This window comes from Paraburkholderia sp. RL17-368-BIF-A, assembly GCF_046054045.1.
GTDB classification, from domain to species: Bacteria; Pseudomonadota; Gammaproteobacteria; order Burkholderiales; family Burkholderiaceae; genus Paraburkholderia; species Paraburkholderia graminis.
Genome location: NZ_JARESN010000016.1, coordinates 21,231 through 44,079, shown reverse-complemented (window position 1 = coordinate 44,079; position 22,849 = coordinate 21,231). Strand labels below are relative to the sequence as shown.

The following is a 22,849-nucleotide window of genomic DNA, read 5'->3' as shown; positions in this document are numbered from 1 at the left end:
CATCAACTGGGAACAGGATTCTCCGTCGTGACATCCAACGCCGTATGCAACGCAACGTTGGCTAAACGGGAGAATCCGTATGAAACTGATCCGTCCACAATGGTTAGGCGCGCTCGCGCTCGTGAGTCTCGCTAGCTGGGCGCAAAGCGCCGGGCCGAGCGATCCGCAAATCGCGGCTATCGTCGTCACCGCGAACCAGGTCGACATCGACGCGGGCAAACTCGCCGAGTCGCGCTCGAAGTCGGGCGACGTCAAGGCGTTCGCGAAGCAGATGGTCACCGACCACAGCGCCGTCAATCAATCGGCGAGCGACCTCGTGCACAAACTCAACGTCACGCCCGAGGACAACGCGACAAGCCAAAGCCTCAAGCAAGGCGGCGATGCAAACCTCGCGGCGCTCAAGAAACTGAACGGCGCAGCATTCGACCGTGCGTATATCGATCACGAAGTGACCTACCATGAGAATGTGCTCGACGCGCTCGATAAAACGCTGATTCCGTCAGCGAAGAACGATGAGCTGAAAGCGCTGCTCGTGAAGGTCCGGCCGGCTTTCGTCGCGCATCTCGAACATGCGAAGCATGTGCAGGCGTCGCTGGAGAAAAGCAGTGGTTAAGCGGCGGCATGCGTCGGGGAAGAGCACGCGTGCGTGCGCCGCGCTGGTCTGTGCGATGCTCGCGGCAACGTTGAGCGCAGTACCGGCAAGCGCGGCGGCGCCGACAAGCCATGTCGTCACGATCGAGAACATGCAATTCAATCCGCCGAGCTTGACCGTGAAGCGAGGAGACCGCATCGTATGGATCAACAAGGATCTCTTTCCTCATACGGTGACCGGCAACACGCATGCATTCGATTCGCGCAGCATTGCCGCCAACGCGTCATGGTCTTACGCGCCCGCGAAGGCCGGCAGTTATCCGTACGGCTGCACTTTTCATCCGACGATGCACGGCGCGCTAACCGTTCAATGAGAGCCCGCACGCGATGACCGAGACAGCGAAACTGCCGTCCATGTCCGCCGCCGACCACGCCGACAACGCCGACGACGATCATGCGATCGTCCGGCGCATCGTCGCGGGCGATCGTGCAGCGTTCGAGGTGCTGATGCGCCGCCATAACCGGCGCCTGTACCGGCTCGCGCGCGCGACGCTGCGTGACGACGCCGAAGCCGAAGACGCGCTTCAGGACGCGTACCTCCGCGCCTATCGTTCGCTCAGCCAGTTTCGCGGCGACGCCGCTTTGTCGACGTGGCTCTCGCGGCTCGTGCTGAACGAATGCTATGGCCGGCTGCGCCGCCATGCTCGCCGCGAGAACGTCGTGCCGATAGTCAGTTCCAACACCGCCGACATCGATATTGAAGCCATGCACCCGTCCGACTCCGAGCCGCCCGACAGCGCAGTAGCGCGCGCGGAAATGCGCGCGCTAATCGAGCGCAAGCTCGACGAATTGCCGGCATCGTTCCGCACGGTGTTCATTCTGCGATCGGTCGAAGAACTCAGTGTCGAGGAAACCGCGCAATGCCTGGAGATTGCCGAAGCCACCGTGCGTAGCCGGCATTTCCGCGCGAAGAGTCTGTTGCGCGAGTCGCTCGCGCGAGAGATCGACGTCGCCGGAAGCGAACTGTTCGGATTCGCCGGTGCGCGCTGCGACCGCATCGTTGCGAACGTGATGTCGCGAATCGGCAAACGCGACGGGACGGATCGAAGCGATTGAAGCCGTCAAAGCACTGCGCGTAACGAAGACAACCCAGGCCTCAACGGTCTGACATAACATCATGTCATGGCCGCTCCAACAATTGCGGCGTTGCTCCGGTCAAATTGGCTCACTATATTTCCATTCAAGCCTGTGCTGTTTGCCGCTTCGGCTCCGAGCCGCAGCGGCACATAGCGCCGACCTGGATGATGTCTTTTCGCTTCAACCGTATCGAGGAGAAGTCGTGATCAGCATGCCAAGGTTGCGCCCGTTTGCCATGACTCTGCTGTTGAGCGCCGCGAGCATGGCGCCCGCTCTCGCCGCGGGAAAAATCACTTTCGTGTCGCAAGGCGGCACGTATCAGGAGGCTCAGACCAAAGCCATCCTCGACCCGGCGGCGAAGGAGCTGGGCATCACCATCAATCAGGACAGCATTCCCGATGCGTGGCCGCAGATCAAGGCGCAGGCCGCGACCGGCAAGCCGATCTGGGACGTGGTGGACACGCCCACATCGAACTGTCTGCGAGGCGGCCGCGAAGGGCTGCTGGAAAAGCTAGACTTCGCGAAGCTCCCGAACGCCGCGGCGATGCCGGAAAAGTACCGCACGCCCTACTCGGTCGCGTACGAGTTCTATTCGACCGTGATCGGCTACAACAAGAAGACGCTGAAGAAGACGCCGCAAAGCTGGGCCGACTTCTGGAACGTGAAAGCCTTCCCCGGCACGCGTGCATTGCGCAACGATCCGCAAACGGTATTGGAAGCCGCGCTGCTCGCCGACGGCGTGTCGCGCGACAAGCTCTATCCGCTCGACGTCGATCGCGCCTTCAAGAAGTTGCAGCAGATCAAGCCCGACATCACCGTGTGGTGGACTTCGGGTGGCCAGTCCGCGCAATTGCTGCATGACGGCGAAGTCGACATGACGATGATCTGGAACGGCCGCGCAAGCGCCGTGCGCAAGGACAACCCCGACGTCGATTTCACTTTCAACGACGGCATTCTGCAAAACACGCAGCTATGCGTGCTGAAGAACGCGCCGAATCTGAACGACGCTATGCGCTTCCTGAACACCGCGGTCTCGCCCGAGTTGCAAGCGAATCTGCCGCTTTATATCGACTACGGTCCGGGCAATCCGGCTGCGTTCAAGACCGGCAAGATCGCGGCGAAGCGCGCGAGCGAACTGCCGAGTTCGCCCGAGAATGCCGCGAAGCAGGCATTGATGTCCGAAGACTGGTGGGCATCGGATGCAGGCATTCAGGCGAAAGCGCGCTGGCTCAAGTTCATGCAATAACGGGCGGCGTTCGCACTGCCATTCACGCGCCCGCGGGACCACGGTTCATCGCGGGCGTTCTGTTTTCTGGTTTGCGTTGTGCCGCGCGCAGGGCGATGCGGCGCGCGGTCTTCATCCATCCAACGTGATCGACTATCTGATTCTTGGCGGCGGATCGGCCGGCTGCGTGCTTGCCGCGCGGCTCTCCGAAGACGCCGGCAACAACGTGTGTCTCGTCGAGGCAGGCCGCGACATCTCGCAGGCGACCATGCCCGCCGACATCCGCAGCCGCTATCCTGGCCGCGCTTATCTCGACACGGCGAACCTCTGGCGGCAACTGAAAGCGCGCATGAGCGCGCCCGCCGCGCTGCGCCGCTATGAACAGGCGCGGCTTCTCGGCGGCGGCTCGGCGATCAATGCGCTAATGGCCAACCGCGGCTCGCCCGCCGATTACGACGAATGGCAAGCACTCGGCGCACAAGGCTGGAACTGGCAAGCGTGTCTGCCCTACTTCCGCAAGCTCGAAACCGATTGCGACTTCAACGGCCCGGACGATAGCGGCCTGCATGGCGCGCATGGCCCGCTGCGTATCCAGCGAACCGGACCGCAACGCATCTCCCCATTCGTAAAGGCCGTGCTCAATACGTTGAAGCACGACTATCCGCTGCACGCGGATCAAAATGGTCTGTGGCAAGACGGCACTTTCATCGGCGCGATTGCGGTGAGCGCCCAGGGCGAGCGCATCCCCACATCCGTTTGTTATCTCGACGAGGCCGTGCGGGCGCGGCCCAACCTCACGATTCGCACGAACGAGATCGCTGAGCGCATTCTGTTCGACGCAAAGCGCGCAATCGGCGCGCGCGTGATCCGGCCCGACGGCACCCGTGATGACTTGCGGGCGCGCTGCGTGATCGTCTGCTCAGGGGCGATCCACTCGCCCGCGCTGCTGCTGAGAAGCGGCATTGGCCCCGCGAATGAACTTGCCGCGCTCGGCATCGACGTGCTCGCGGATCGCCAGGGCGTAGGCCGCAATCTGATGGAGCATCCGTCTATCGCGGTGTCCGCGTTTCTGCCTCGCGCCGCGCGCACGCCGTTTCCCGACGAGCATCACGAGCAGGCCATCGTGCGCTTTTCGTCGGGCCTGGCCGGCACGGTGCCGGGCGACATGCACGGCGCGATACTGTCGCGCTCGGGCTGGCATTCGGTCGGCTATCGTCTCGGCACGATGTTCTTCTGGGTCAACAAATCGTATTCGCGCGGACGTCTCACACTCAAATCCGCTAGCGCATTGGATGAACCCAACGTCGATTTTGCAATGCTCTCCGACGCGCGCGATCTCGAACGGCTGAAGCTCGCGCTGCGCTTCGGCGCGCAGACACTCGCCGCACCGGCGATGGCCGCGCATCGCGGCACGGTGTTTCCGTCGAGCTATTCGCCGCGCGTCGCGGCCGTCGCGGTGCCTGGCGCATGGAACGGGCTGCAGCGCGGTGCGCTCGCCGCGCTGCTGGACATCGCGGGGCCGTTGCGGGCATCACTGGTGCGCCGCGTCATCACGCAAGGCGCGACACTCGACGAACTGCTCGCCGACGATGCCGCGCTCACGCAGTTCGTCACACGTTCGGTGGGCGGTACGTGGCACCCGTCGGGCACCTGCCGCATGGGCGCCGCCGACGACCCGCTCGCGGTCACCGATGCGCGCGGCGCCGTGTATGGCGTCGAAGGACTGCATGTGTGCGATGCGTCGTTGATGCCGTCGATTCCATGCGCGAATACGAATGTGCCGACCATCATGATCGCCGAGCGCATTGCCGATCTGCTGCGTGGGCGTTCGAGCGTGGCTTAATCGTGCCCTGATCGCAACCTACTCGCCGTACCCAACAATACCCTTCACTTCGAGAAACGCTTCGAGTCCCCACTCGCCGTATTCGCGTCCGTTGCCTGACTGCTTGTAGCCGCCGAACGGCGAGCCCGCGTCCCAGGCCGGATAGTTCAGATACACGCTGCCCGCGCGCAAGCGCAATGCAATGCGCCTCGCGCGCGCCTGATCCGCGGACTGAACATATGCGGCAAGTCCAAACGGTGTGTCGTTAGCAATGGCGATGGCGTCTTCTTCGTCGCGATACGGCATGATCGCTAGCACCGGGCCGAAGATTTCTTCGCGCGCGATCGTCATCGACGGAGCGACGTTTGCGAATACCGTGGGCCGCACGTAATAGCCGCGCGTCAAACCGTCGGGACGTCCTGGCCCGCCCGCCGCGAGCAGCGCGCCTTCCTCGACGCCCATTTCGATCAGCCGTTGCACGCGTGCGTATTGCACGTCGCTAACGACGGGGCCCATCGTCGTTTCGTCGTCGTCAGCGGGACCGATGCGGTGCGCGGCCGCCGCGCGCTGTGCAATGGCCACGGCCTCGTCGTGCCGCGCTGCCGGCACCAGCATGCGTGTCGGCGCATTGCACGACTGCCCGCTGTTGCTGAAGCACGAGTTCACGCCCGACGTGACCGCGGCTTCTAGGTCCGCGTCGTCGAGAAGAATGTTGGCCGACTTGCCGCCCAGTTCCTGATGCACACGCTTGACGGTCGGCGCGGCCAGCTTCGCGATTTCCACGCCCGCGCGCGTCGATCCGGTGAACGACACCATGTCGACATCCGGATGACTGCATAGCGCGGCGCCGACAGTCGGGCCGTCGCCGTTCAACAGATTGAACACGCCTGGCGGCACGCCCGCCGCGTCGAGAATTTCAGCGAACAGCACAGCGTTCAGCGGAGACACCTCGCTCGGCTTGAGCACCATCGTGCAGCCGGCGGCAATCGCGGGCGCGACCTTGCAGACAATCTGATTGATCGGCCAGTTCCACGGCGTAATCAGCGCGACCACGCCGACGGGCTCATGATTGACGAGCGTCGCGCCCTTCTTGCGCTGCCACGCGAAGCTCTCGCAGGTACGCAGCAGTTCTTCCAGATGACGCTTGCCGAGCGCGGCCTGCCACGCATGCGAGAGCTTTTTCGGCGCGCCGATCTCACGCGAGATCACAGCGGCCATCTCGTCATAGCGCGCCATATAGGCGTCGAGTATGCGGCGGATCAGCGCGATGCGTTCAGCCGGCTGCGTCAGCGAGAACGACGCGAACGCGCGTCTCGCCGCGGCGACCGCGCGCTCGACATCTTCCGCATTGCCCAGCGCGATCTCGGCGAACGCTTCTTCGGTGCAGGGATCGACCACGGCAAGGCGCGTGTTGCCGGACGGCGCAACCCATGCGCCGTCGATATAAAACTTCAGTGCATTCGACATCCGCTTCCCAGTCAGAGGAAATGAAAAGGCATCACGCGCGCGCGCCGGCCGAACGCCGGCTCACGACGACGATCATCACGAGACACAAGGTCAACGCCGTGAGCATGGTGCTGATCGCGGCGATGGTCGGATCGATCTCGTCGCGCAGCGTGACGAACATGCGGCGCGTGAGCGTCTGATTCGCTCCGCCCGATATGAACAGCGCGACGACGGTTTCATCGAGCGCCTGAATGAACACGAACACCGCGCCGGAAATCACGCTCGCCTTGATCTGCGGCAGCGTCACCGTGAGAAAGCTGCGCAGCCGATTCATGCCGAGACTGCGCGCGACCATTTCCTGCGTGCGGTCGAACGTGCGCAAATCCGCGCCGACGGAAATCAGCACGTACGGCAGCCCAAGCATCGTATCCGCGACGATCAGCCCGCCGAGCGTATTCACGTAACCCGCCTGCGTGAACACGAAGAACACGCCCACCGCGACGATGATGATCGGCACCATCAGCGGCAACATCAGCAGCGTGCGCAAATAGCGCATCGACCAATGCGTGCCGTGCTGGATCGCGTAGGCCGCGGCAACGCCGAGCGGCGTCGCGACGAGCGCGGCGCAAACGGATGCCGTCAGCGTCACGCGAGCGGCGTCGATCCATGCGGGGTTGTCGAAGAACGCGTGATACCAGCGCAACGAGTACGCGGGCGGCGGGAACGTCATGAAGCGCGTGTCGGAGAACGATAGCGGCACGACGATCAGCACCGGCAGCATCAGGAACACGAGGATCAGCACGACGAACGCGCCGAGCACCACTCTGCCTAACGGAATCCTGTTCATTTTGCGCCCAGGGTCTTTTCAAGTGGAATCACGCGGCTCGCGGCATAGAAGATCGCGAACACGCAAACCAGCAGCACGACGCTGACCGCGCTCGCCGCTCCCCAACTGTTGTAGATTTCCACGTTGCGGCTCACCACCATCGACACCATGATCGACTTGCCGCCGCCCATCAGTTCGGGCGTGATGTAAAAACCGAGGCACAGCACGAAGACGAGCGTGACGCCCGCGACGACACCGCTCATCGACAGCGGCAGAAACACGCGCCAGAAAACATGCAGCGGCGAGCCGCCGAGGCTCGCGCCGGCCTGCGAGAGGTTCGCTGGAATCTTCTGCATGGCCGAATAAAGCGGCAGCACCATGAACGGCAACAGAATATGCACCATCGCGAGGATCGTGCCGAACTGGTTGTAGGCGAGTTGTATCGGCCGATCCACCAGGCCCATTTCGAGCAGCGCCTTGTTGATGAGCCCGGTGCGCTGCAACAGCACGAGCCATGCGTACGTGCGCACGAGCACGCTGGTCCAGAACGGCAATATGACCATGCCGAGTATCAGCGCGCTCCATCGCGGCGACACCGAGGCCGCGAAATACGCCACGGGATACCCGAGCAGAAGCGTGACGCCGGTCACGATCGCGCTGAGCCTGAACGTGAGCAGGAACGTATCCAGATAGGTGCCCGTGAAGATGCGCCGATAGTTGACGAGCGTGAAGCCGCCGTCATGCCAGATGGACTGCCACGAGAGCCACGCGAGCGGCACCACCAGCAGCACGACGACGACGAAAAGCGCGGGCGCGAGCAACAGCAGCATCGCGCGGTCCTCGCGTTGCCGATGGCGCTCCGACGGGTCCATCGCGGTCGTCTGCATCAAGCTGGGTCCCTGAAAAATCCGTTTGGCTGTCGTCATCATGCACCCACGGCGTCAAGAAACTGATACCACGCAGCGACGACGCGAACGCCCGGCGCGCGCAGCGAATGAAACGGCACGGGCCGCAAGCCTTGCTGGCCTAGCAATGCGAGCTCAGGCGTTTCGCCGAGCGCGAGCGCCGCGGCATGCTGGCCGAGCAGGCTCGCCATTGCGACACCTGCTCCGTTATACCCGAGACAAAACGTCGTGACGTCGTCGCTTCGGCCAACATGCGGCAGCGAGTTGAAGGTCATGCCGACATAGCCCGACCATTGGTACTCGATCTGCACGTCCGCGAGATCGGGAAACAGCGCGACCATCGCGCGGCGCAGCGCGTCGAAACCGGTGGACTGCCCTTCCTTGCCGAACGCGTCGCGTCCGCCGAACAGCATGCGGCCGTCAACCTTGCGAAACCACTTCATCATGCGACGCGTTTCCGTATAGCTGCGGCGCTGCACCATCAGGCGCGCGTCGAGTTCCGCGGGCAGACGCTCCGTTGCGATCATCGCGCTGCGAAACGGCACGAGCTCGCGTTGATAGGCGGCGGTCGCGGCCGTGAGGTCGGAATAGGCATTCGTCGCGACGATCACCTGCTTCGCGCGCACCGTGCCGTGAGGCGTGCGCAGCACGGCGCCGCCGGAGCCACCCACGCCGCGCTCAGCACGCGTCATCTCGACGATCGGCGTTGCTTCGTAAATCGGCACGCCGCGCGCGGTCAGTCCGCGCGCGATGCCGTACACGTATTCGAGCGGCAGGATCGTGCCGGCATCGGCGCTCAATACGCCGCCGACAAATTCCGCCGATCCCGTCTCGCGAGTTATTTCCGCGGCCGATTGCACGGTCATCGACGTATCGCCCAGTTGCGTGCGCACCCAGTCCGCTTCGGCACGAATCGCTTCGAACGCTCGCTCGGTATGCGCGCAACGCAGGCTGCCCGTATGCTCGAAACGCGCGCGCTCGAGCTTGAATTCGTCGACGAACGATTCGACCACGCGCACGCCTTCATGTGCGAGCCGGTGCATGCGCTTGGCGGTATCGAGTCCATGCAGCTTGTCGATCTGCGGAAACGACAAGCGGAATTTCGACGACACCACGCCGCCATTGCGCCCACTCGCGCCCCAACCCACCGGGTTTGCATCGAACACCGCGCAGTCGACGCCGCGTTTTTGCAGCGCATACGCGGCGGCGAGGCCCGAGTAGCCCGCGCCGATCACGGCCACATCGACGATGAGATCGCGAGCGAGCGGCGCGCCCGTGCTGACGGGCGCCTGCTTTTCGGCAGTGCGCGCCGCCATCGCGCGCCATAACGAATCGGGCTGCGGGCGTTGCGAGGCGTTGTGAATCGCGGGCGCGAGCATGACTTTAAGCGGCGCGCGCTTCGGCTTCGACCGCGTCGGCGAGCGCGCCGAGCGTCGCGAATTTGAAGGTCGGCGTCGTGACGGCTTCCGGAACCGGCGTCGCGCCGAAACCCTTCATGCCCTGACGGCGCTCGATCCAGCAGGTCGCGTAACCGAGCTTCGTCGCGATGCCGATGTCGTGATACTGGCTCTGCGCGGTGTGCAGGATTTCGTCGAACTTGAAGCCGAACGCGGCCTGACGTCCACGGTTATAGGCGAAGAATTGCGGGTCCGGCTTCGCGACGCCGGTTTCGTCGCAGCACACGGTGTCGTCGAACGGATCGCCGAGGGTGTGCGCGTACGCCGACAACGCGACGCGGTCCGCGTTCGTCATCGCAACGAGCCGGTAGTGTTTGCGCAGGCGCTTCAAGGCTTCCACCGAATCTTCGAACGCGGGCCATTCGAGCACGTCGCGCTGGAATGCGGCGGCGGATTGCGCGTCGTCGGGCAGGCCGAGTTCCTTCGCGAGATACAGATAGACGTTCGCCATCTCGTGACTGGAGCGCCCCGGATATTGCGCGCGTCCGCGCATATACGGTTCGAAGATCTGATCGTCGGTGAGGTCTTTCGCCGCCGCGCCGCCCAGGCGCCGCACGGACGCGAGCACGCCCTGTTCGAAGTTGATCAGCGTGCCGACGACATCGAACGTCAGGACCTTGAAATCGGTGAGCTTCATTGCATCATCCTTTGCGGGTTGTGAGGGTTGCGTGAATTGCGCAAGAGGTAAGCCCGGGCGGGCGCGAGAAGAATCAGGCGGGCACGACGATGGTGTCCTGCGGATCGAGCAACACCGTCATAGGCTCGCCCGGCGATGGAATGCGGCGACGCGCGTCGTGATTGCCGGGTTGGCGCAAGCTGATCGACGTGCCGTCGGCGAGCGCGGCGAACACGCGCAAACTCTCGCCCTGATACAGCACTTCGGTCACGCGGCACGACAGCCGGTTGGCGCCTTCGGCGGAACCGCCGTCGATCACGAGCTTTTCGGTTTGCACGGCAAGCAGCAGACGCTCGCCGCGCGGCAACGGATGCGCGGTGCGCAGCAGCGCGTCGCCGAGCCGCACGGCGTCGTCGCCGGCGCGGCTCACGTCGAGCAGCGTCGCCTCGCCGATGAAGCTCGCGACGAACGCATCGCAAGGCCGGTCGTACAGACGCTCCGGCGTATCGATCTGCACGAGCTTGCCGTTCTTCAGCACCGCGACGCGGTCGCTCATGGTGAGCGCCTCGCGCTGATCGTGCGTCACGTAGACGATCGTCGCGCCGAGCTTGCGGTGCAAACGCCGCAGCTCGATCTGCATCGTCTCGCGCAATTGCTTGTCGAGCGCGGACAGCGGTTCGTCCATCAGGATGAGTTGCGGCTCGAACACCATCGCTCTGGCGAGCGCGACGCGCTGACGCTGGCCGCCCGAAAGCTGGCTGATGTTGCGCGCCTCGAAGCCGCTCAGTTCGACCATCGCGAGTGCGTCGGCTACTTTTTTCGCCCAGCCCGCTTTCGGCTCGCGGCGCGCGCGCAGCGGGAACGCCACGTTCTCGCCGACCGTCATGTGCGGAAACAGCGCGTAGTTCTGGAACACGATGCCGATATTGCGTTTATGCGGCGGCGCAAATGTAATGTCATTCTCGCCGACCCAGACCGCGCCCGAACTCGGCTGAACAAAGCCGCCGAGGATGCCGAGCAGCGTCGTCTTGCCCGAGCCCGACGGCCCTAGCAGCGACACGAACTCGCCGGGCGCGATGTCGAGCGAAACGTCGTCCAGCGCGACCACCGGACCGTAGCGCTTGCCTGCCGACCGGATCGAGACTCCTGTTTTCGCTCGTGCGTCCATTGCGTTTTTTCTCGCTAAAGGGGCTGCGTTAGGGAAAATATAGGTGGCAAACTTTTTGGCGGCAATTCCCAAATTGTTGGATCGGGCATAACATGAAGTCATGCCGAATCTACGCAAGAAATTGCCGAGCGCGAATGCGCTGTTCGTCTTCGAAGCCGCCGCGCGCTGCGGCAACTTCACGCGCGCCGCGCAGGAACTCTATGTGAGCCAACCCGCCGTGAGCCGCATGCTCGCGCGCATGGAAGACCACATCGGAGTGCGCCTTTTCGAGCGCGTACGCGGCGGCATCGAGTTGACGGAGAACGGGCGCATTCTCTATCGCAAGATCTCCGAAGGATTCAATGGCATAGAGAGCGCGATACGCGAAATCGAGGCGCGCGCCACGGGCGTCGAGTCGGTCACACTCTCGGTGTCGACCGGCTTTACGACGCATTGGCTGATGCCGCGCATGAGTCGCCTGAACCAGGCGTTTCCGTCGATTGATCTGAGGTTTCAGCTCATTTCGGGGCGCATCGGCGGGCCGCTGGTCGACGTCGATCTCGGCATGCGGTTCTTGCACGCCGACGAAATCGACGACAACAGCGTGCTCGTCATGCCCGAAACGCTGATGCCCGTATGCAACCCGCGCTACCAGGAAACGGCGCAAACGGAGGCGGGCCGCGAGCATGGCGATACGGTCATCGTGATGGACGACGAGGAGCGCGGCTGGCATCACCGCTTTGGCGCGTTCGAGCAGCATGGCCGGCGCGTCGCGGGCATGCTCAGCTTCAACGACTACGCGATCGTCGTGCAGGCCGCGCTGCTCGGCCAGGGCATCGCGCTTGGCTGGTTGAACGTGGTGTCGCACTGGCTATCGCAGCGCGCGCTGGTCCCCGCCGAGGAGCAGATCATCGTGACGAGTCGGCGCTGCTGCCTGGTGTCGCCGGCGAACCGGCCATTGCGGCCGATTGTTGCGGATGTGCGCGACTGGATCGTCGAAGAGATGCGTGCCGATTTGCGCACGTTGGAGAGTGCGTATCCGCAGTTGGGGTTGCGGGGGGCATTGAAGGAGTGCGGCGTGACTATCGGCTGAGGGCCGCTCGCTCAAAGTCCCTGTTTCATCGTATTGAGCGTGGAGCCGAAAGACTGATGCGCGTTGACCGCATTGATGATATCCGCGAGGAACCACGGGAGAATCAATTGAGTATTGGGATCGGTCACGCCGACGCTTAGTACGGGCGGCTTCGGTTTGGACTTAGACGCGTGCTGATCGGTGCGCGCGGTGGGCGTGGTGGAGGTTGCGGCAGTGGGTGGCACTTGTCGCGTGTCTCGCTCAGCGGACGGCGGCCATGTCGATGAACAGCCGGCCGCGAAGATCGCAGTGATAGCCACAGTAGCGCTGACGTAAAACCGCTTCATGATGTGAACTCCCGCTATATTGCTTCGACAGAAACGGCAGGCGCGAAGTTCGTCGGAAGGCGTTGCAGCGCTCTGGGCCGGGCCTTTTCCGAACCAAGCCAGCATCTCGCGCAAGCCCTGCGCACGCGAACTCTGGTACGCTGCGCCCTTTGCAACAGCTTGCATTCGACTCGATGGAAACTCCTTTCAACGATCGCGGCGTGTCGGTCACCCGCAATGCGCTTTCATCCGCCGGCCAGGTTTTCCCGCTGCGCGACATCGTCAGCGTGAAGGTCGTCACCGTGCAGAAGAATAAGGTATTGCCCATTACGATTTCGGTCGTGGGACTCGTCGGCGCAATTGTCGGCGGCGTGCTTCGCGCGCCGGTGGGAATCGTGTGCGGCGTGATGCTGGCGGTCGTCGGCTGGCTCACGTGGGCGACGCAGGATGTCACGCACCGTCTGATGGTGCAAACGGCCAATGGCGAACGCGAGGCGCTGTCGAGCGTCGATCGCGACTTCGTCGAGCGCGTCGGCGCGGCCGTGAACGAAGCCAAGGGCGCAGCCGCTTCGGCTTCCGCCACGCAGAAAGTTTGAGTAAGCCGATGTTAGGCCCGCGCTCGCGGGCTTGTTAAAGCGGCCGACGGCATAGGTAGATGTGCGCGTCGGCGTCACGCTAAACGCAAATCGCCGCGGCATCGAGCCGCGCTTCCCTTCACACATCTTTGCAAGTGCTCGCCGGTGGCCGGTTAGAGTCGCCGCTCCTGTTATCGCGCGTTCACTTTCGCAGGCCTCGCGATGCGTCGCTCTCTGTGCGTAGCAGCCGCATGCATCGCCTTCGCAAGGGACCGCCTTTTTGCGAGCGTGTCTCATGTCCCTGCTTACTGTCACTGGTTATGCCGCGCGCCGGCATCTGCACCTGCATCTGCATCTTCGTCTGCATCGTCATTGGCGCCGTTTGACGGCCGCCGCGCTGTTTGCGACCGGCGCGCTCACCGCGCTCAGCGGCTGCTCGACCACTTTTCCGACGCCCACGCCGCCCGCCTCGAGCGTTTCGCTGATCAACGGCGGCAAGGACGGCGTGCTGATTCCGCTACACGTCGAACGTGCCGATGAAGACCACGCGCGTCTGGGCCTGCCCGTTCAACTCGACGGCAAGCCGGTCTACGTGGCGCTCGATACGGGCACGCAAGGCGTGCGCGTGTTGAAGTCGGTGCTGCCCGGTTCGGACTATCCGAGCGCCGCGCCGGCGAGCACGCTGCTGCTCGCGAACGGCGCGCAAATTTCGGGCGCCACGGTGAAAGTGCCGATGAGCGTCGCGGGATCGAACGCAGTAAAGGTCGACGCGCAGGCCGTGGACGCCGTCAGTTGCCAGGCCAACGCCAAACGCTGCGTCGCGATGGACGGCTACACCGGCGAATTCGGCTGGGCTTTCTCCGGACTGTTCGGCGTGGGCGCCGCGCAACCGGACGACACCTGTTGCACGCAACCGCTGCGCGCGCTCGTCGGCCACATCGGCGAACGCTATGTGGTGCATGCCAGTTTCGCGAAACCGTACTTGCTGCTGAGCCCGTCGAGCGCGATCACGAAGGACTACACGATGGTGCCGATGACGGTATCGAAGGACGGCGCGTTGCAGTGGCCGCGAGGCTGCGTCAATGTCGGCGACAAGACGACGTTTTGCGCGCCGCTGGTGTTTGCCACGGCAACCACTGGCATGATCCGCGTCGAAACCGATACGGCGCCGAACTGGACCGGCGACGACAGCGCCGGCAAGGTGCTCATTCAAGGCAACTACAACGCGGCCATTGGTTCGGGCAAGTGGGTGCATCGCTACGACGACGCGCAAGTCACCATCGTCAAGGCGCAACCGGGGGCAAACCGCATCGTGATCGGTCTGATGGGCATGCAGAACATCGACGTGCTGTTCGATTTTCCGCACGCTCAGTTGGGGCTTTATGCGCGGGATACGGTTGAGAAGTTGACGCCTTGAGGGTGGTGTTTTAAGTAAAAGAAAGGCCGTGCGTCGGTGGATGTGGTGGGTTGTTATTCACCGACGTAATGCCGTGCGCTCTTTCCATAGCGTCGTAAAAGTAGCGTCGTACTGGCCGCTCCGGCTACGTACTGATTCGCCATCCTTACTTCTAGGTATTGGGTGCGCTTGGTCATGAAAGACACCCCAACGTCGGATCGGTTTCCGACCTTTGGGGAGTACCGCGCGAGCATGGTCAATCAGGGCCAAAACATCGCCCTGTCGTAGCCGGTAGCCGCACGGCCGGCGTCTTCGTTGGTTTCGGATGTATGGGAATGTCGAATCAGGAAGATCGCAAGGGGAACGACGTATGCATTCGCGACGATCGGTGCGCGCACGGAGCGCGGCGGATGCGTTACTAGTGGTTCGGAGGTTTGCATCGACGGCTTTCCGCTAGCGTGCGTTGGCGATGTCGTGACGTATAGCGATGGTAGTCAAGCGGTGATGGACGAGAGAGAGCCAACAACTAGGGCTTGAAGTAGCGCACCGAACAGGAGACAAGCATGTTTGATCGACTTGTAGCAGATGGAGACCGCACCACGACAGGCGGAGAAGTTATTGGCCGTAGTGACTTCTATAACGAACAAGGCAGGATGTACGCGCGCAAGGAAAACCATGCGACGTGCGGAAACTGCAAAGGCGGATGGCCAATCTACGGCACTGCAAGCAACTGGATGGATGACGGCTCCCCATATGTGAAGGACCTGGACCGCGTTCTATGCCCATGCGGTAGGAATTTTGTTCTTGCCGCAGGTTCGTCCAATGCGTTCTATTCCGACAGCAAAGGTGAGGCCCCGGCCGCGCCGACGCTAGCTCCAACGACTTCTATCTATGACCAGCAATACACACTCAGGAATAGCGCCGGTGAACCGTTCGAGAACGTGCCCTATCGCGTCCGTATTGGTTCCGAGGTCATAGCGAGTGGAGTAACGGACTCACGCGGAATGACGCAACGAATCGCCACCGAAGACGCGCGCCGGCTAACACTCGAAATTATCCTGAGCCTCTAACGCGACTTCCGGTCGGTATCCCCGCCCGATTGGGAGCATGCCATATCGGATCGTCGTTGATGGAGACCGCGTCATAGCGGCAACCACGAACCGTAACGGCCAAACGGATCACATAGAAACGCAGAAGATTTCGCCCCGCAATTTCAAGTGGAGAAGCAAGCATGTCCGATGATGCAGAGTGGGTAACGGTCCACGATACAGCAATCGCCAATACGAATCCGGATTCGATGGTTCATGTCACGATCAATACAGTGCCCATATGCTCGAACATGACGAATAAGCAATTCGCCGAAACCGTTATGCGAGCGCGCGATGCAGGGCTCACATTAATCAAGGATCGTATTGCGGCGGTAGCACAATGGGATGCGAACGAGCAGGCCCGCGCTAAAACCTATTTCGGTCGTGCAGACGATGAAATTCGAAGCACCCTGGCCGCCAGACTCCCGCGCTTGCTCGCGGCAATGCAAGAGCTAGTGCCCGAGAAAATTGTCCGCTGGGATGACGCCTCAAACAGAAATCTTACCTGCTCCGTTGTACCTGATAACGGACAGAATCGGGCCGGCGTGTGTAAGCCCGATTCAGAGAAGCGCGTTATTGCGATCTATAGTGCTTTCTGCACGGATTCCAACGGCGAGTTGTGGCACGGTGCGAAGGTCAAGACGCTGATACACGAATGCACGCACTTCACCGACACGTTCAACTCCGACGATATCATGTACGGCAACACTGAAAGCGGGATGCATGCTTTCGCATTGGGGAACCGCGACAAGGCGATACGGAACGCCGATAGTATTGCGGGCTATATTGCGACCTTTGACAAGACAGTAGCGCGATGAAAAAACTAATATCCACATGTTTTATCTCCATTGCAGTGGCTACGACTTTCCTGTCGATGCAAGCACGGGCATGCACGATCAGCGAGTCAATGGAAACACGACTTCCCTTTAACGCCGTCGAGCTAACGAACAGAGATAGATTATCAATTGCCAACATCGTACTGGAAGCAAAAAAATGGCCTGACGTCGACATCCAGGCCGTAATCATTGCGGGTGCATACGTTGGAGAGAAGGATCGCGAAAGATTAAAAAGCGAGCGCGGCGAACTCGTGAAATCTTATTTAGTCCAGTTAGGGATTAATCCACAGAACGTTCTGATTGAGCCAAAGGTCTTTACCAACGAAATGGTAAAAAACGAGGACGGCACTTTGAACCTGCATCAAATCTCAATTGAGCTTGTGCCTTTGTGTAAAGGTGGTTGCGAACGGCTTTGCGACGATCCACGGATCACACCGCATAGCCGATCTATCAAGTAAATGTTGGCCCCGCTTCGGCGGGGCTCTTCACGTGAGCTTCAACCGCGCGTGGTCATGCGTGGTGTCGGTATGCCTTTAGCTGCTCGCTGTGCCTCCTCACGAAAAGCACCCCAAAGCTCAGTTCGCTGTCCAACCTTGGGGGTGCAGTTCAGCCTCGTTCTTTCCCGCACGCGCAACCCACAACCCGCGCCCAACCAACCCCCCCTCACCCCAAACTAAGCGGATTCACCCGCCATATCTCCCGAGCATACTCAGCGATCGTCCGATCCGACGAAAACTGCCCCATGCCCGCGACATTCTCAATCGCGCTTTCCGTCCACGCGCGCTTGTCGACGAAACGCGCGTCCACTTCGTTTTGCGCCTTCGCGAACGCCGCGAAATCGGCGAGCACCATGTAGTGATCGCCCCAATCCACCAGCGTGTGGAAAATATCGGAGAAACGCAGCGGGTCGTCGGGTGAGAAGTAGCCGCCGCGAATCTGGTCGAGCGCCATGCGCAATTCGGCGTTCTGCTCGTACACTTCGCGCGGACGGTAGCCGCTCGCGCGCAGATCGTCCACCTCGTCCGCGGTATGGCCGAAGATGAAAATATTCTCGCGGCCCACCGCATCGCAGATCTCGATGTTCGCGCCATCCATCGTGCCGATCGTCAATGCCCCGTTGAGCGCGAGCTTCATGTTGCCGGTGCCCGATGCTTCCGTGCCGGCCATCGAAATCTGCTCGGACAAATCGGCGGCCGGAATGATCAGTTCCGCCACGCTCACGCCGTAGTTCGGCACGAACACCACCTTGAGACGGTCGCCAATCAGCGGATCGTGATTGACCTTCTGACTCACATCGCCGATCAGTTTGATGATCGTCTTCGCCATCCGGTAAGCGGACGCGGCCTTGCCCGCGAACATCACCACGCGCGGCACCCAGTCGCGCTCCGGGTTCGCGCGAATCTGGTTGTAGCGTACGATCACATGCAGCACGTTCAGCAATTGCCGCTTGTATTCGTGGATGCGCTTCACCTGCAAATCGAACAGCGCGTCGGGATTGAAATGCAGCTTCGTATGATGCGCGAGCCGCTGCACGAGCCGCAACTTGTTCTGCCGCTTGGCCTCGCGAAATGCTTCGATGAACTCACTATCGCTACGCAGTTCGCGCAATTGCGCGAGTTCGAACAGATTGCCGCGCCAATGCGTGCCGATCTTCTGATCGATCAGCGACGACAGCGACGGACTCGCCTGCGATAACCAGCGCCGCGGCGTAATGCCGTTCGTCACATTCGTGAAGCGGTCTGGATAAATGCGCGCGAAGTCGGCGAAGATGTCGCGCGTCATCAGTTGCGAATGCAGCTTCGACACGCCATTCACCTTGTGGCTCGCGACAATCGCCAGATACGCCATGCGCACGCGCCGCTGTCCGTATTCATCGACAAGAGAAATGCGGCGGATCATCTCCGCGTCGTGACCCGACTGCTCGCTCACATGCTTGAGAAAACCGGCATTGATCTCGAAGATGATCTCGAGATGCCGCGGCAACAAACGCGACAGCATTTCGACGTCCCACGTTTCGAGCGCCTCGGGCATCAGCGTGTGATTCGTGTACGAGAAAATCTGCGTGACGTGTTTCCACGCCTTGTCCCACGGCAGATGATGCACGTCCACGAGCAAGCGCATCAGTTCGGGAATCGCCAGCACCGGGTGCGTATCGTTCAGATGCACCGCGACCTTTTCGGAGAAGCGCCCGAACGTGCTGTGCGTGCGCTGATAGCGGCGGATCAGATCCTGCATGGTCGCCGAAACGAAGAAGTACTCCTGCCGCAAACGCAGTTCGCGGCCGGCCGGCGTGGAGTCGTCCGGATACAGCAGCCGCGATACGTTCTCCGACATGTTCTTCGTGTCCACCGCATTGCGATAATCGCCGCGGTTGAACGCGCCGAGATCGAGCTCGTCGGTGGCGCGCGCGGACCACAGGCGCAGCGTGTTGGTCGCGTCGGTCGCGTAGCCTGGAATCACCGTGTCATACGCGGTGGCGTTCACATGCTCGGTGTCGATCCATTCGACCTGATCGCCGCGCTGCACGGTGCGTCCGCCGAAATGCACGGTGTACTTGATCTCGGGCCGCGGAAATTCCCACGGATTGCCTGCGCGCAGCCAGTAATCCGGCGCCTCGACCTGCTCTCCGTCGACGATCTCCTGACGGAACATCCCGTATTCATAACGGATGCCGTAACCGAAGCCCGGAATACCGAGCGTGGCCATCGAATCGAGAAAGCATGCGGCAAGGCGGCCGAGGCCGCCGTTGCCGAGCGCGGCGTCGGGCTCGATGTCGGTCAGCGCGTCCATGTCGACGCCGAGACTCGCGAGCGCTTCCTTCATCTGATCGTGGATGCCGAGCGCGAGCAACGCATTCGTGAAGGTCCGGCCGATCAGGAATTCCATCGACAGGTAGTAGACGCGCTTCACGTCCTGTTCGTATTGCAGGCGCGTGGTTTTCATCCAGCGCGCGACGAGCCGGTCGCGCACGGCAAGCGCCGCGGCATGCAGCCAGTCATGCGGATGCGCGGTGACGGCGTCCTTGCCGACGCCGTACATCATGCGATTGGAAATTGAGCGCCGTAGCGCGTCGACGGTACTGTTGAGCTGGTCGAATTCCAGATCGACGGCTGTCATCGAAGCCTCCGGTAAAAGCGCTGCGACATGCGCGAACCGCACAGATGACGGACGGGAGGCGCGTGCCGGTCAGGCGGGTTAAGAATCAGAGTAGGACATTTTACGACTCCCGGATGCCGGCGAGCGCGGGTGCGGGTCACGCACATGCCATGCCCGCCTGCGCGCGCGGCTATCAGCCGGAACGCCCGCTTGGACGCACGGGCGCGGTGCAACGCGCGCGTGATTGGGCACTGTGCGCGTGCATCGGGCTGTTATCGACGGTGATGTCAAAGTGTGAAGGCGGGCAACGCGAGCGTGACATCATGCGACGTGGATCGCGTGACACTTGCGATTATTTTTTTGGCGCTGGCACGAGGGCGCGAGCACGCGAGGATCCGAAGTGGCAATGTGATCGAATCGCGGCTTCATCTGCCAGGCGATGTGACTGTCAAGCGATCGCGCGCATCAACATTCTTCGCCGTGCGTAACGCGTGAGTGCGAGCGCTCACCGATTCGAAGACGCCCGACGGGGCTGACAGTTAGTTGCGTCCGCACGGGATTTCATACGGCTTACGACCCATGAGCGGCTCTGCACGATTTCCGCGTCTCTGTAACAATCGCTACATTCGCCGCGCGGTGCCTTGGTCCCGTTTGGTCGTTCCTCCGGCCGGCCCGCGCTCCTGCTGTTCACCTGGTCTTGCCCCTCGCGCGCCGCATCGCCGATATGCGGCGCGTCGACGTGCCTATCTCCGACGAGCAACCCGTGTCCGATAGACTCAGCGCCGCATCCGCACCGCCCTTTCCCGCGGATGCCCCCATGTCCGCCGCCAACCGCCGCGCGATGGCCGCGATCATGCTCGCCGTCGCGCTCGCCACGCTCGACACCGCGATCGCCAACACGGCGCTGCCCGCGATCGCCGCGGATCTGCACGCGGCGCCCGCGGCATCGGTGTGGATCATCAACGCGTATCAGCTCGCGATGGTCGCGACGCTGCTGCCGCTCGCCGCGCTTGGGGACATCGTCGGGCATCGGCGGATTTATATCGGCGGCATTGCGCTGTTCACGCTGGCTTCGCTCGCATGCTCGCTGGCGCCGACCCTCCCCATGCTCGCCGGCGCGCGCGTGCTGCAAGGCCTCGGCGCGAGCGCGATCATGAGCGTGAACACCGCGCTGATCCGCTTCCTGTATCCGCCGCATCGGCTCGGACGCGGCCTCGGCACCAATGCGCTGATCGTCGGCGTATCGTTCGCGGTCGGGCCGACGGTGGCGTCGCTGATCCTGTCGGTTGCCTCGTGGCCGTGGCTGTTCGCGGTCAACGTGCCGCTCGGCGTGCTCGCGCTGGCTTTCGCGTGGCCCGCGCTGCCGCACACTGAGCGCGGCACGCACGGTTTCGATCCGGTCGCCGCGCTACTGAACGTCATCACGTTCGCCGCCCTGATCTTCGCGCTCGGCGAAGGCGCGCAGCGCGCGTCGACGCAACTCGTGCTGGGCGCCGCGGTGATCGCACTCGTCTTCGGCGCGCTGCTGATTCGCCGCGAAGCCGGCCACCCCGCGCCGATGCTTCCCGTCGATCTGTTCAAGCGGCCGGTGTTCGCGCTGTCGGCGGTGACGGCGGTCTGTTCGTTCGCCGCGCAAGGGCTCGCGTTCGTGTCGCTGCCGTTTTATTTCGAGGATGTGCTGCATCGCAGCCAGGTGGAAACCGGCTTTCTGATGACGCCGTGGCCGGTTGTCGTCGCGTTGGCCGCGCCGCTCGCGGGCAGTCTGTCGGATCGCTATCCGCCCGGCCTGCTGGGCGCGATCGGGCTCGCGGTGATGTCGGCGGGCATGGCGTCGCTCGCGCTCTTGCCGGTGCATCCGCACGTGTTCGATATCGGCATCCGCATGGCGATTTGCGGCGCGGGTTTCGGCTTTTTCCAATCGCCGAATCTGAAAGCGCTGATGGCGAGCGCGCCGCCCGAGCGCAGCGGCGGCGCGAGCGGCATCGTCGCGACCGCGCGGCTGCTCGGGCAGACCACGGGCGCGGCGCTAGTCGCGTTGAGCTTCAGCGTGGCGGGCCGGCATGGCCCGACGCTCGCGCTCGGCGCCGGCGCTTTCTTTGCTGGCGCGGCGAGCCTCGCGAGCGGTTTGCGGCTTCTGGCGCCGTCGCATCGCGCGGGCGTGCATGTGAAAACGTCGGCGAAATAGAAACGGGCGCGCGGCAGGCGTTCAGCCTAAGCGCGCCCCGGCACAATCAACGCGCGGCGAAATAGTCCTTCACCGCCGCGATAAACGTGTCGATGTCGGCGCGCGACACGTCCTTGTGCGTGACGAAGCGCGATGCGTAGAGCATCTGCGTGAGGATGCCGCGCTCCTTGAGCCACGCTTCGAGCGGCGCGCAATGCTGCTGCGGCAACTGCGCGAACACCATGTTGGTCGCCACCGACTGCACCTTCACCTGACCGATCGTTTCGAGCCCCGCCGCCAGATGCGCGGCGTTCGCGTGGTCGTCGGCGAGACGCTCGACGTTGTGATCGAGCGCGTACAGGCAGGCCGCCGCGAGCACGCCGGCCTGACGCATGCCGCCGCCGAGCACCTTGCGCCAGCGGTGCGCGACGTCAATGAGCGCGCGGCTGCCGACCAGCACCGAGCCGACCGGCGCGCCCAGTCCCTTCGAAAAACAGATCGACACCGAATCGAACGGCTCGCACAAAGCCGCGACCGGCTTGCCCGACGCAACCGCCGCGTTGAACACGCGCGCGCCGTCGAGATGAGCCGACAAACCATGTTGGCGCGCGAGCTGAACGGCTTGCGCGACGTAGCTCTCGGGCAACACCTTTCCGCCGATCGTGTTTTCCAGCGCCAGCAACCGCGTACGCGCGAAGTGGTTGTCGATCGGCTTGATCGCGGCCGCGATTTTTTCGAGCGGAATGGTGCCGTCAGGGGCATTTTCGAGCGGCTGCGGCTGGATGCTGCCGAGCACCGCCGCGCCGCCGCCTTCGTATTTGTACGTGTGCGCCAACTGGCCGACGATGTATTCGTCGCCGCGCGCGCAATGCGCCATCAACGCCGCGAGGTTGCTTTGCGTGCCGCTCGGGAAGAACAGGCCCGCTTCCTTGCCAGTGCGTTCGGCGAGGGTGGCTTGCAGACGCAGCACGGTGGGGTCGTCGCCCCAGACGTCGTCGCCTGTTTCGGCGGCCGACATGGCCGCGAGCATCGCCGGAGTCGGACGGGTTACGGTATCGCTGCGCAGATCGATCATTGTGTGTCCCAGTGCGTCTTTCGAGTGAGAAGCCATGACGGGCGGCCGG

At 62.8% G+C, this 22,849-nt stretch carries 21 protein-coding genes; 12 read left to right on the top strand and 9 right to left on the bottom strand.

Annotated elements, in window-relative coordinates:
- The first annotated feature begins 79 nt into the window (after positions 1 to 79).
- The 5 genes from P0D87_RS24305 (at position 80) to P0D87_RS24285 (ending at position 4,796) form a co-directional block, all read left to right on the top strand.
- Complete coding sequence (locus P0D87_RS24305) at positions 80 to 613, top strand: DUF4142 domain-containing protein (protein WP_006049243.1); 534 nt, start codon at positions 80 to 82, stop codon at positions 611 to 613.
- Positions 606 to 965, top strand: coding sequence for a cupredoxin domain-containing protein (locus tag P0D87_RS24300; protein ID WP_171800000.1), 360 nt, complete (start codon positions 606 to 608; stop codon positions 963 to 965). Before P0D87_RS24305 ends, P0D87_RS24300 begins: the two co-directional genes overlap by 8 nt.
- A 13-nt stretch (positions 966 to 978) precedes the next feature.
- On the top strand, positions 979 to 1,707 hold the full coding sequence (locus tag P0D87_RS24295; RefSeq protein WP_006049241.1) for an RNA polymerase sigma factor: 729 nt from the start codon (positions 979 to 981) through the stop codon (positions 1,705 to 1,707).
- A gap of 256 nt (positions 1,708 to 1,963) precedes the next feature.
- Positions 1,964 to 2,974 carry an ABC transporter substrate-binding protein gene (locus P0D87_RS24290; protein ID WP_053860759.1) on the top strand — a complete coding sequence of 337 codons (1,011 nt, stop codon included), beginning with the start codon at positions 1,964 to 1,966 and terminating at the stop codon, positions 2,972 to 2,974.
- 124 nt (positions 2,975 to 3,098) lie between these two features.
- Positions 3,099 to 4,796, top strand: coding sequence for a GMC family oxidoreductase (locus tag P0D87_RS24285; protein ID WP_053860760.1), 1,698 nt, complete (start codon positions 3,099 to 3,101; stop codon positions 4,794 to 4,796).
- An 18-nt stretch (positions 4,797 to 4,814) separates the two neighbouring features.
- On the opposite strand, the gene P0D87_RS24280 is transcribed toward P0D87_RS24285, so the two are convergent.
- The 6 genes from P0D87_RS24280 to P0D87_RS24255 all read right to left on the bottom strand — a co-directional run bounded on the left by P0D87_RS24280 (position 4,815) and on the right by P0D87_RS24255 (position 11,193).
- Positions 4,815 to 6,242: an aldehyde dehydrogenase family protein gene (locus tag P0D87_RS24280; RefSeq protein WP_053859532.1), complete on the bottom strand. Its 1,428-nt coding sequence runs from the start codon at positions 6,240 to 6,242 to the stop codon at positions 4,815 to 4,817.
- Positions 6,243 to 6,273: 31 nt separating this feature from the next.
- A complete protein-coding gene (locus P0D87_RS24275; protein ID WP_006049237.1) occupies positions 6,274 to 7,068 on the bottom strand; it encodes an ABC transporter permease in 795 nt (264 codons plus the stop codon).
- On the bottom strand, positions 7,065 to 7,976 hold the full coding sequence (locus P0D87_RS24270) for an ABC transporter permease (protein ID WP_053859533.1): 912 nt from the start codon (positions 7,974 to 7,976) through the stop codon (positions 7,065 to 7,067). Before P0D87_RS24270 ends, P0D87_RS24275 begins: the two co-directional genes overlap by 4 nt.
- Complete coding sequence (locus P0D87_RS24265; protein ID WP_053859534.1) at positions 7,973 to 9,331, bottom strand: NAD(P)/FAD-dependent oxidoreductase; 1,359 nt, start codon at positions 9,329 to 9,331, stop codon at positions 7,973 to 7,975. The genes P0D87_RS24270 and P0D87_RS24265 overlap by 4 nt, the downstream gene beginning before the upstream one ends.
- Positions 9,332 to 9,335: 4 nt before the next feature.
- Positions 9,336 to 10,046, bottom strand: a complete 711-nt coding sequence (locus P0D87_RS24260; RefSeq protein WP_053859535.1) for an HAD-IA family hydrolase — start codon at positions 10,044 to 10,046, stop codon at positions 9,336 to 9,338.
- A 73-nt stretch (positions 10,047 to 10,119) separates the two neighbouring features.
- Complete coding sequence (locus P0D87_RS24255) at positions 10,120 to 11,193, bottom strand: ABC transporter ATP-binding protein (protein WP_029966427.1); 1,074 nt, start codon at positions 11,191 to 11,193, stop codon at positions 10,120 to 10,122.
- A gap of 100 nt (positions 11,194 to 11,293) precedes the next feature.
- Between P0D87_RS24255 and P0D87_RS24250 the strand changes: the two genes are divergently transcribed.
- Positions 11,294 to 12,265, top strand: a complete 972-nt coding sequence (locus tag P0D87_RS24250; protein WP_029966428.1) for a LysR family transcriptional regulator — start codon at positions 11,294 to 11,296, stop codon at positions 12,263 to 12,265.
- A gap of 11 nt (positions 12,266 to 12,276) precedes the next feature.
- On the opposite strand, the gene P0D87_RS24245 is transcribed toward P0D87_RS24250, so the two are convergent.
- Entirely contained in the window at positions 12,277 to 12,756 is a 480-nt protein-coding gene (locus P0D87_RS24245) for a hypothetical protein (RefSeq protein ID WP_321175871.1), read from the bottom strand.
- Between the two features lie 8 nt (positions 12,757 to 12,764).
- Between P0D87_RS24245 and P0D87_RS24240 the strand changes: the two genes are divergently transcribed.
- The 5 genes from P0D87_RS24240 (at position 12,765) to P0D87_RS24220 (ending at position 16,923) form a co-directional block, all read left to right on the top strand.
- Positions 12,765 to 13,166 (top strand): DUF6232 family protein, encoded by a 402-nt coding sequence (locus P0D87_RS24240; RefSeq protein WP_006049230.1) that lies wholly within the window; start codon positions 12,765 to 12,767, stop codon positions 13,164 to 13,166.
- 274 nt (positions 13,167 to 13,440) lie between these two features.
- Positions 13,441 to 14,562 (top strand): hypothetical protein, encoded by a 1,122-nt coding sequence (locus tag P0D87_RS24235; RefSeq protein WP_053859536.1) that lies wholly within the window; start codon positions 13,441 to 13,443, stop codon positions 14,560 to 14,562.
- Positions 14,563 to 15,104: 542 nt separating this feature from the next.
- Positions 15,105 to 15,611 (top strand): PAAR domain-containing protein, encoded by a 507-nt coding sequence (locus P0D87_RS24230; protein ID WP_132384586.1) that lies wholly within the window; start codon positions 15,105 to 15,107, stop codon positions 15,609 to 15,611.
- Positions 15,612 to 15,772: 161 nt separating this feature from the next.
- The gene (locus tag P0D87_RS24225; protein ID WP_107708972.1) at positions 15,773 to 16,447 is read left to right on the top strand and encodes a M35 family metalloendopeptidase; all 675 of its coding nucleotides are present in this window, start codon (positions 15,773 to 15,775) and stop codon (positions 16,445 to 16,447) included.
- Positions 16,444 to 16,923 (top strand): hypothetical protein, encoded by a 480-nt coding sequence (locus tag P0D87_RS24220; RefSeq protein ID WP_053859537.1) that lies wholly within the window; start codon positions 16,444 to 16,446, stop codon positions 16,921 to 16,923. The genes P0D87_RS24225 and P0D87_RS24220 overlap by 4 nt, the downstream gene beginning before the upstream one ends.
- Positions 16,924 to 17,128: 205 nt before the next feature.
- Here the strand turns inward: P0D87_RS24220 and P0D87_RS24215 are convergent, their stop codons facing one another.
- On the bottom strand, positions 17,129 to 19,582 hold the full coding sequence (locus P0D87_RS24215; protein WP_029966441.1) for a glycogen/starch/alpha-glucan phosphorylase: 2,454 nt from the start codon (positions 19,580 to 19,582) through the stop codon (positions 17,129 to 17,131).
- Between the two features lie 796 nt (positions 19,583 to 20,378).
- On the opposite strand from P0D87_RS24215, the gene P0D87_RS24210 reads away from it, so the two are divergent.
- Positions 20,379 to 21,746 (top strand): MFS transporter, encoded by a 1,368-nt coding sequence (locus P0D87_RS24210; RefSeq protein ID WP_029966445.1) that lies wholly within the window; start codon positions 20,379 to 20,381, stop codon positions 21,744 to 21,746.
- Between the two features lie 46 nt (positions 21,747 to 21,792).
- On the opposite strand, the gene ltaE is transcribed toward P0D87_RS24210, so the two are convergent.
- Positions 21,793 to 22,800: a low-specificity L-threonine aldolase gene (gene ltaE / locus P0D87_RS24205; RefSeq protein WP_053859538.1), complete on the bottom strand. Its 1,008-nt coding sequence runs from the start codon at positions 22,798 to 22,800 to the stop codon at positions 21,793 to 21,795.
- Positions 22,801 to 22,849 lie beyond the last annotated feature (49 nt).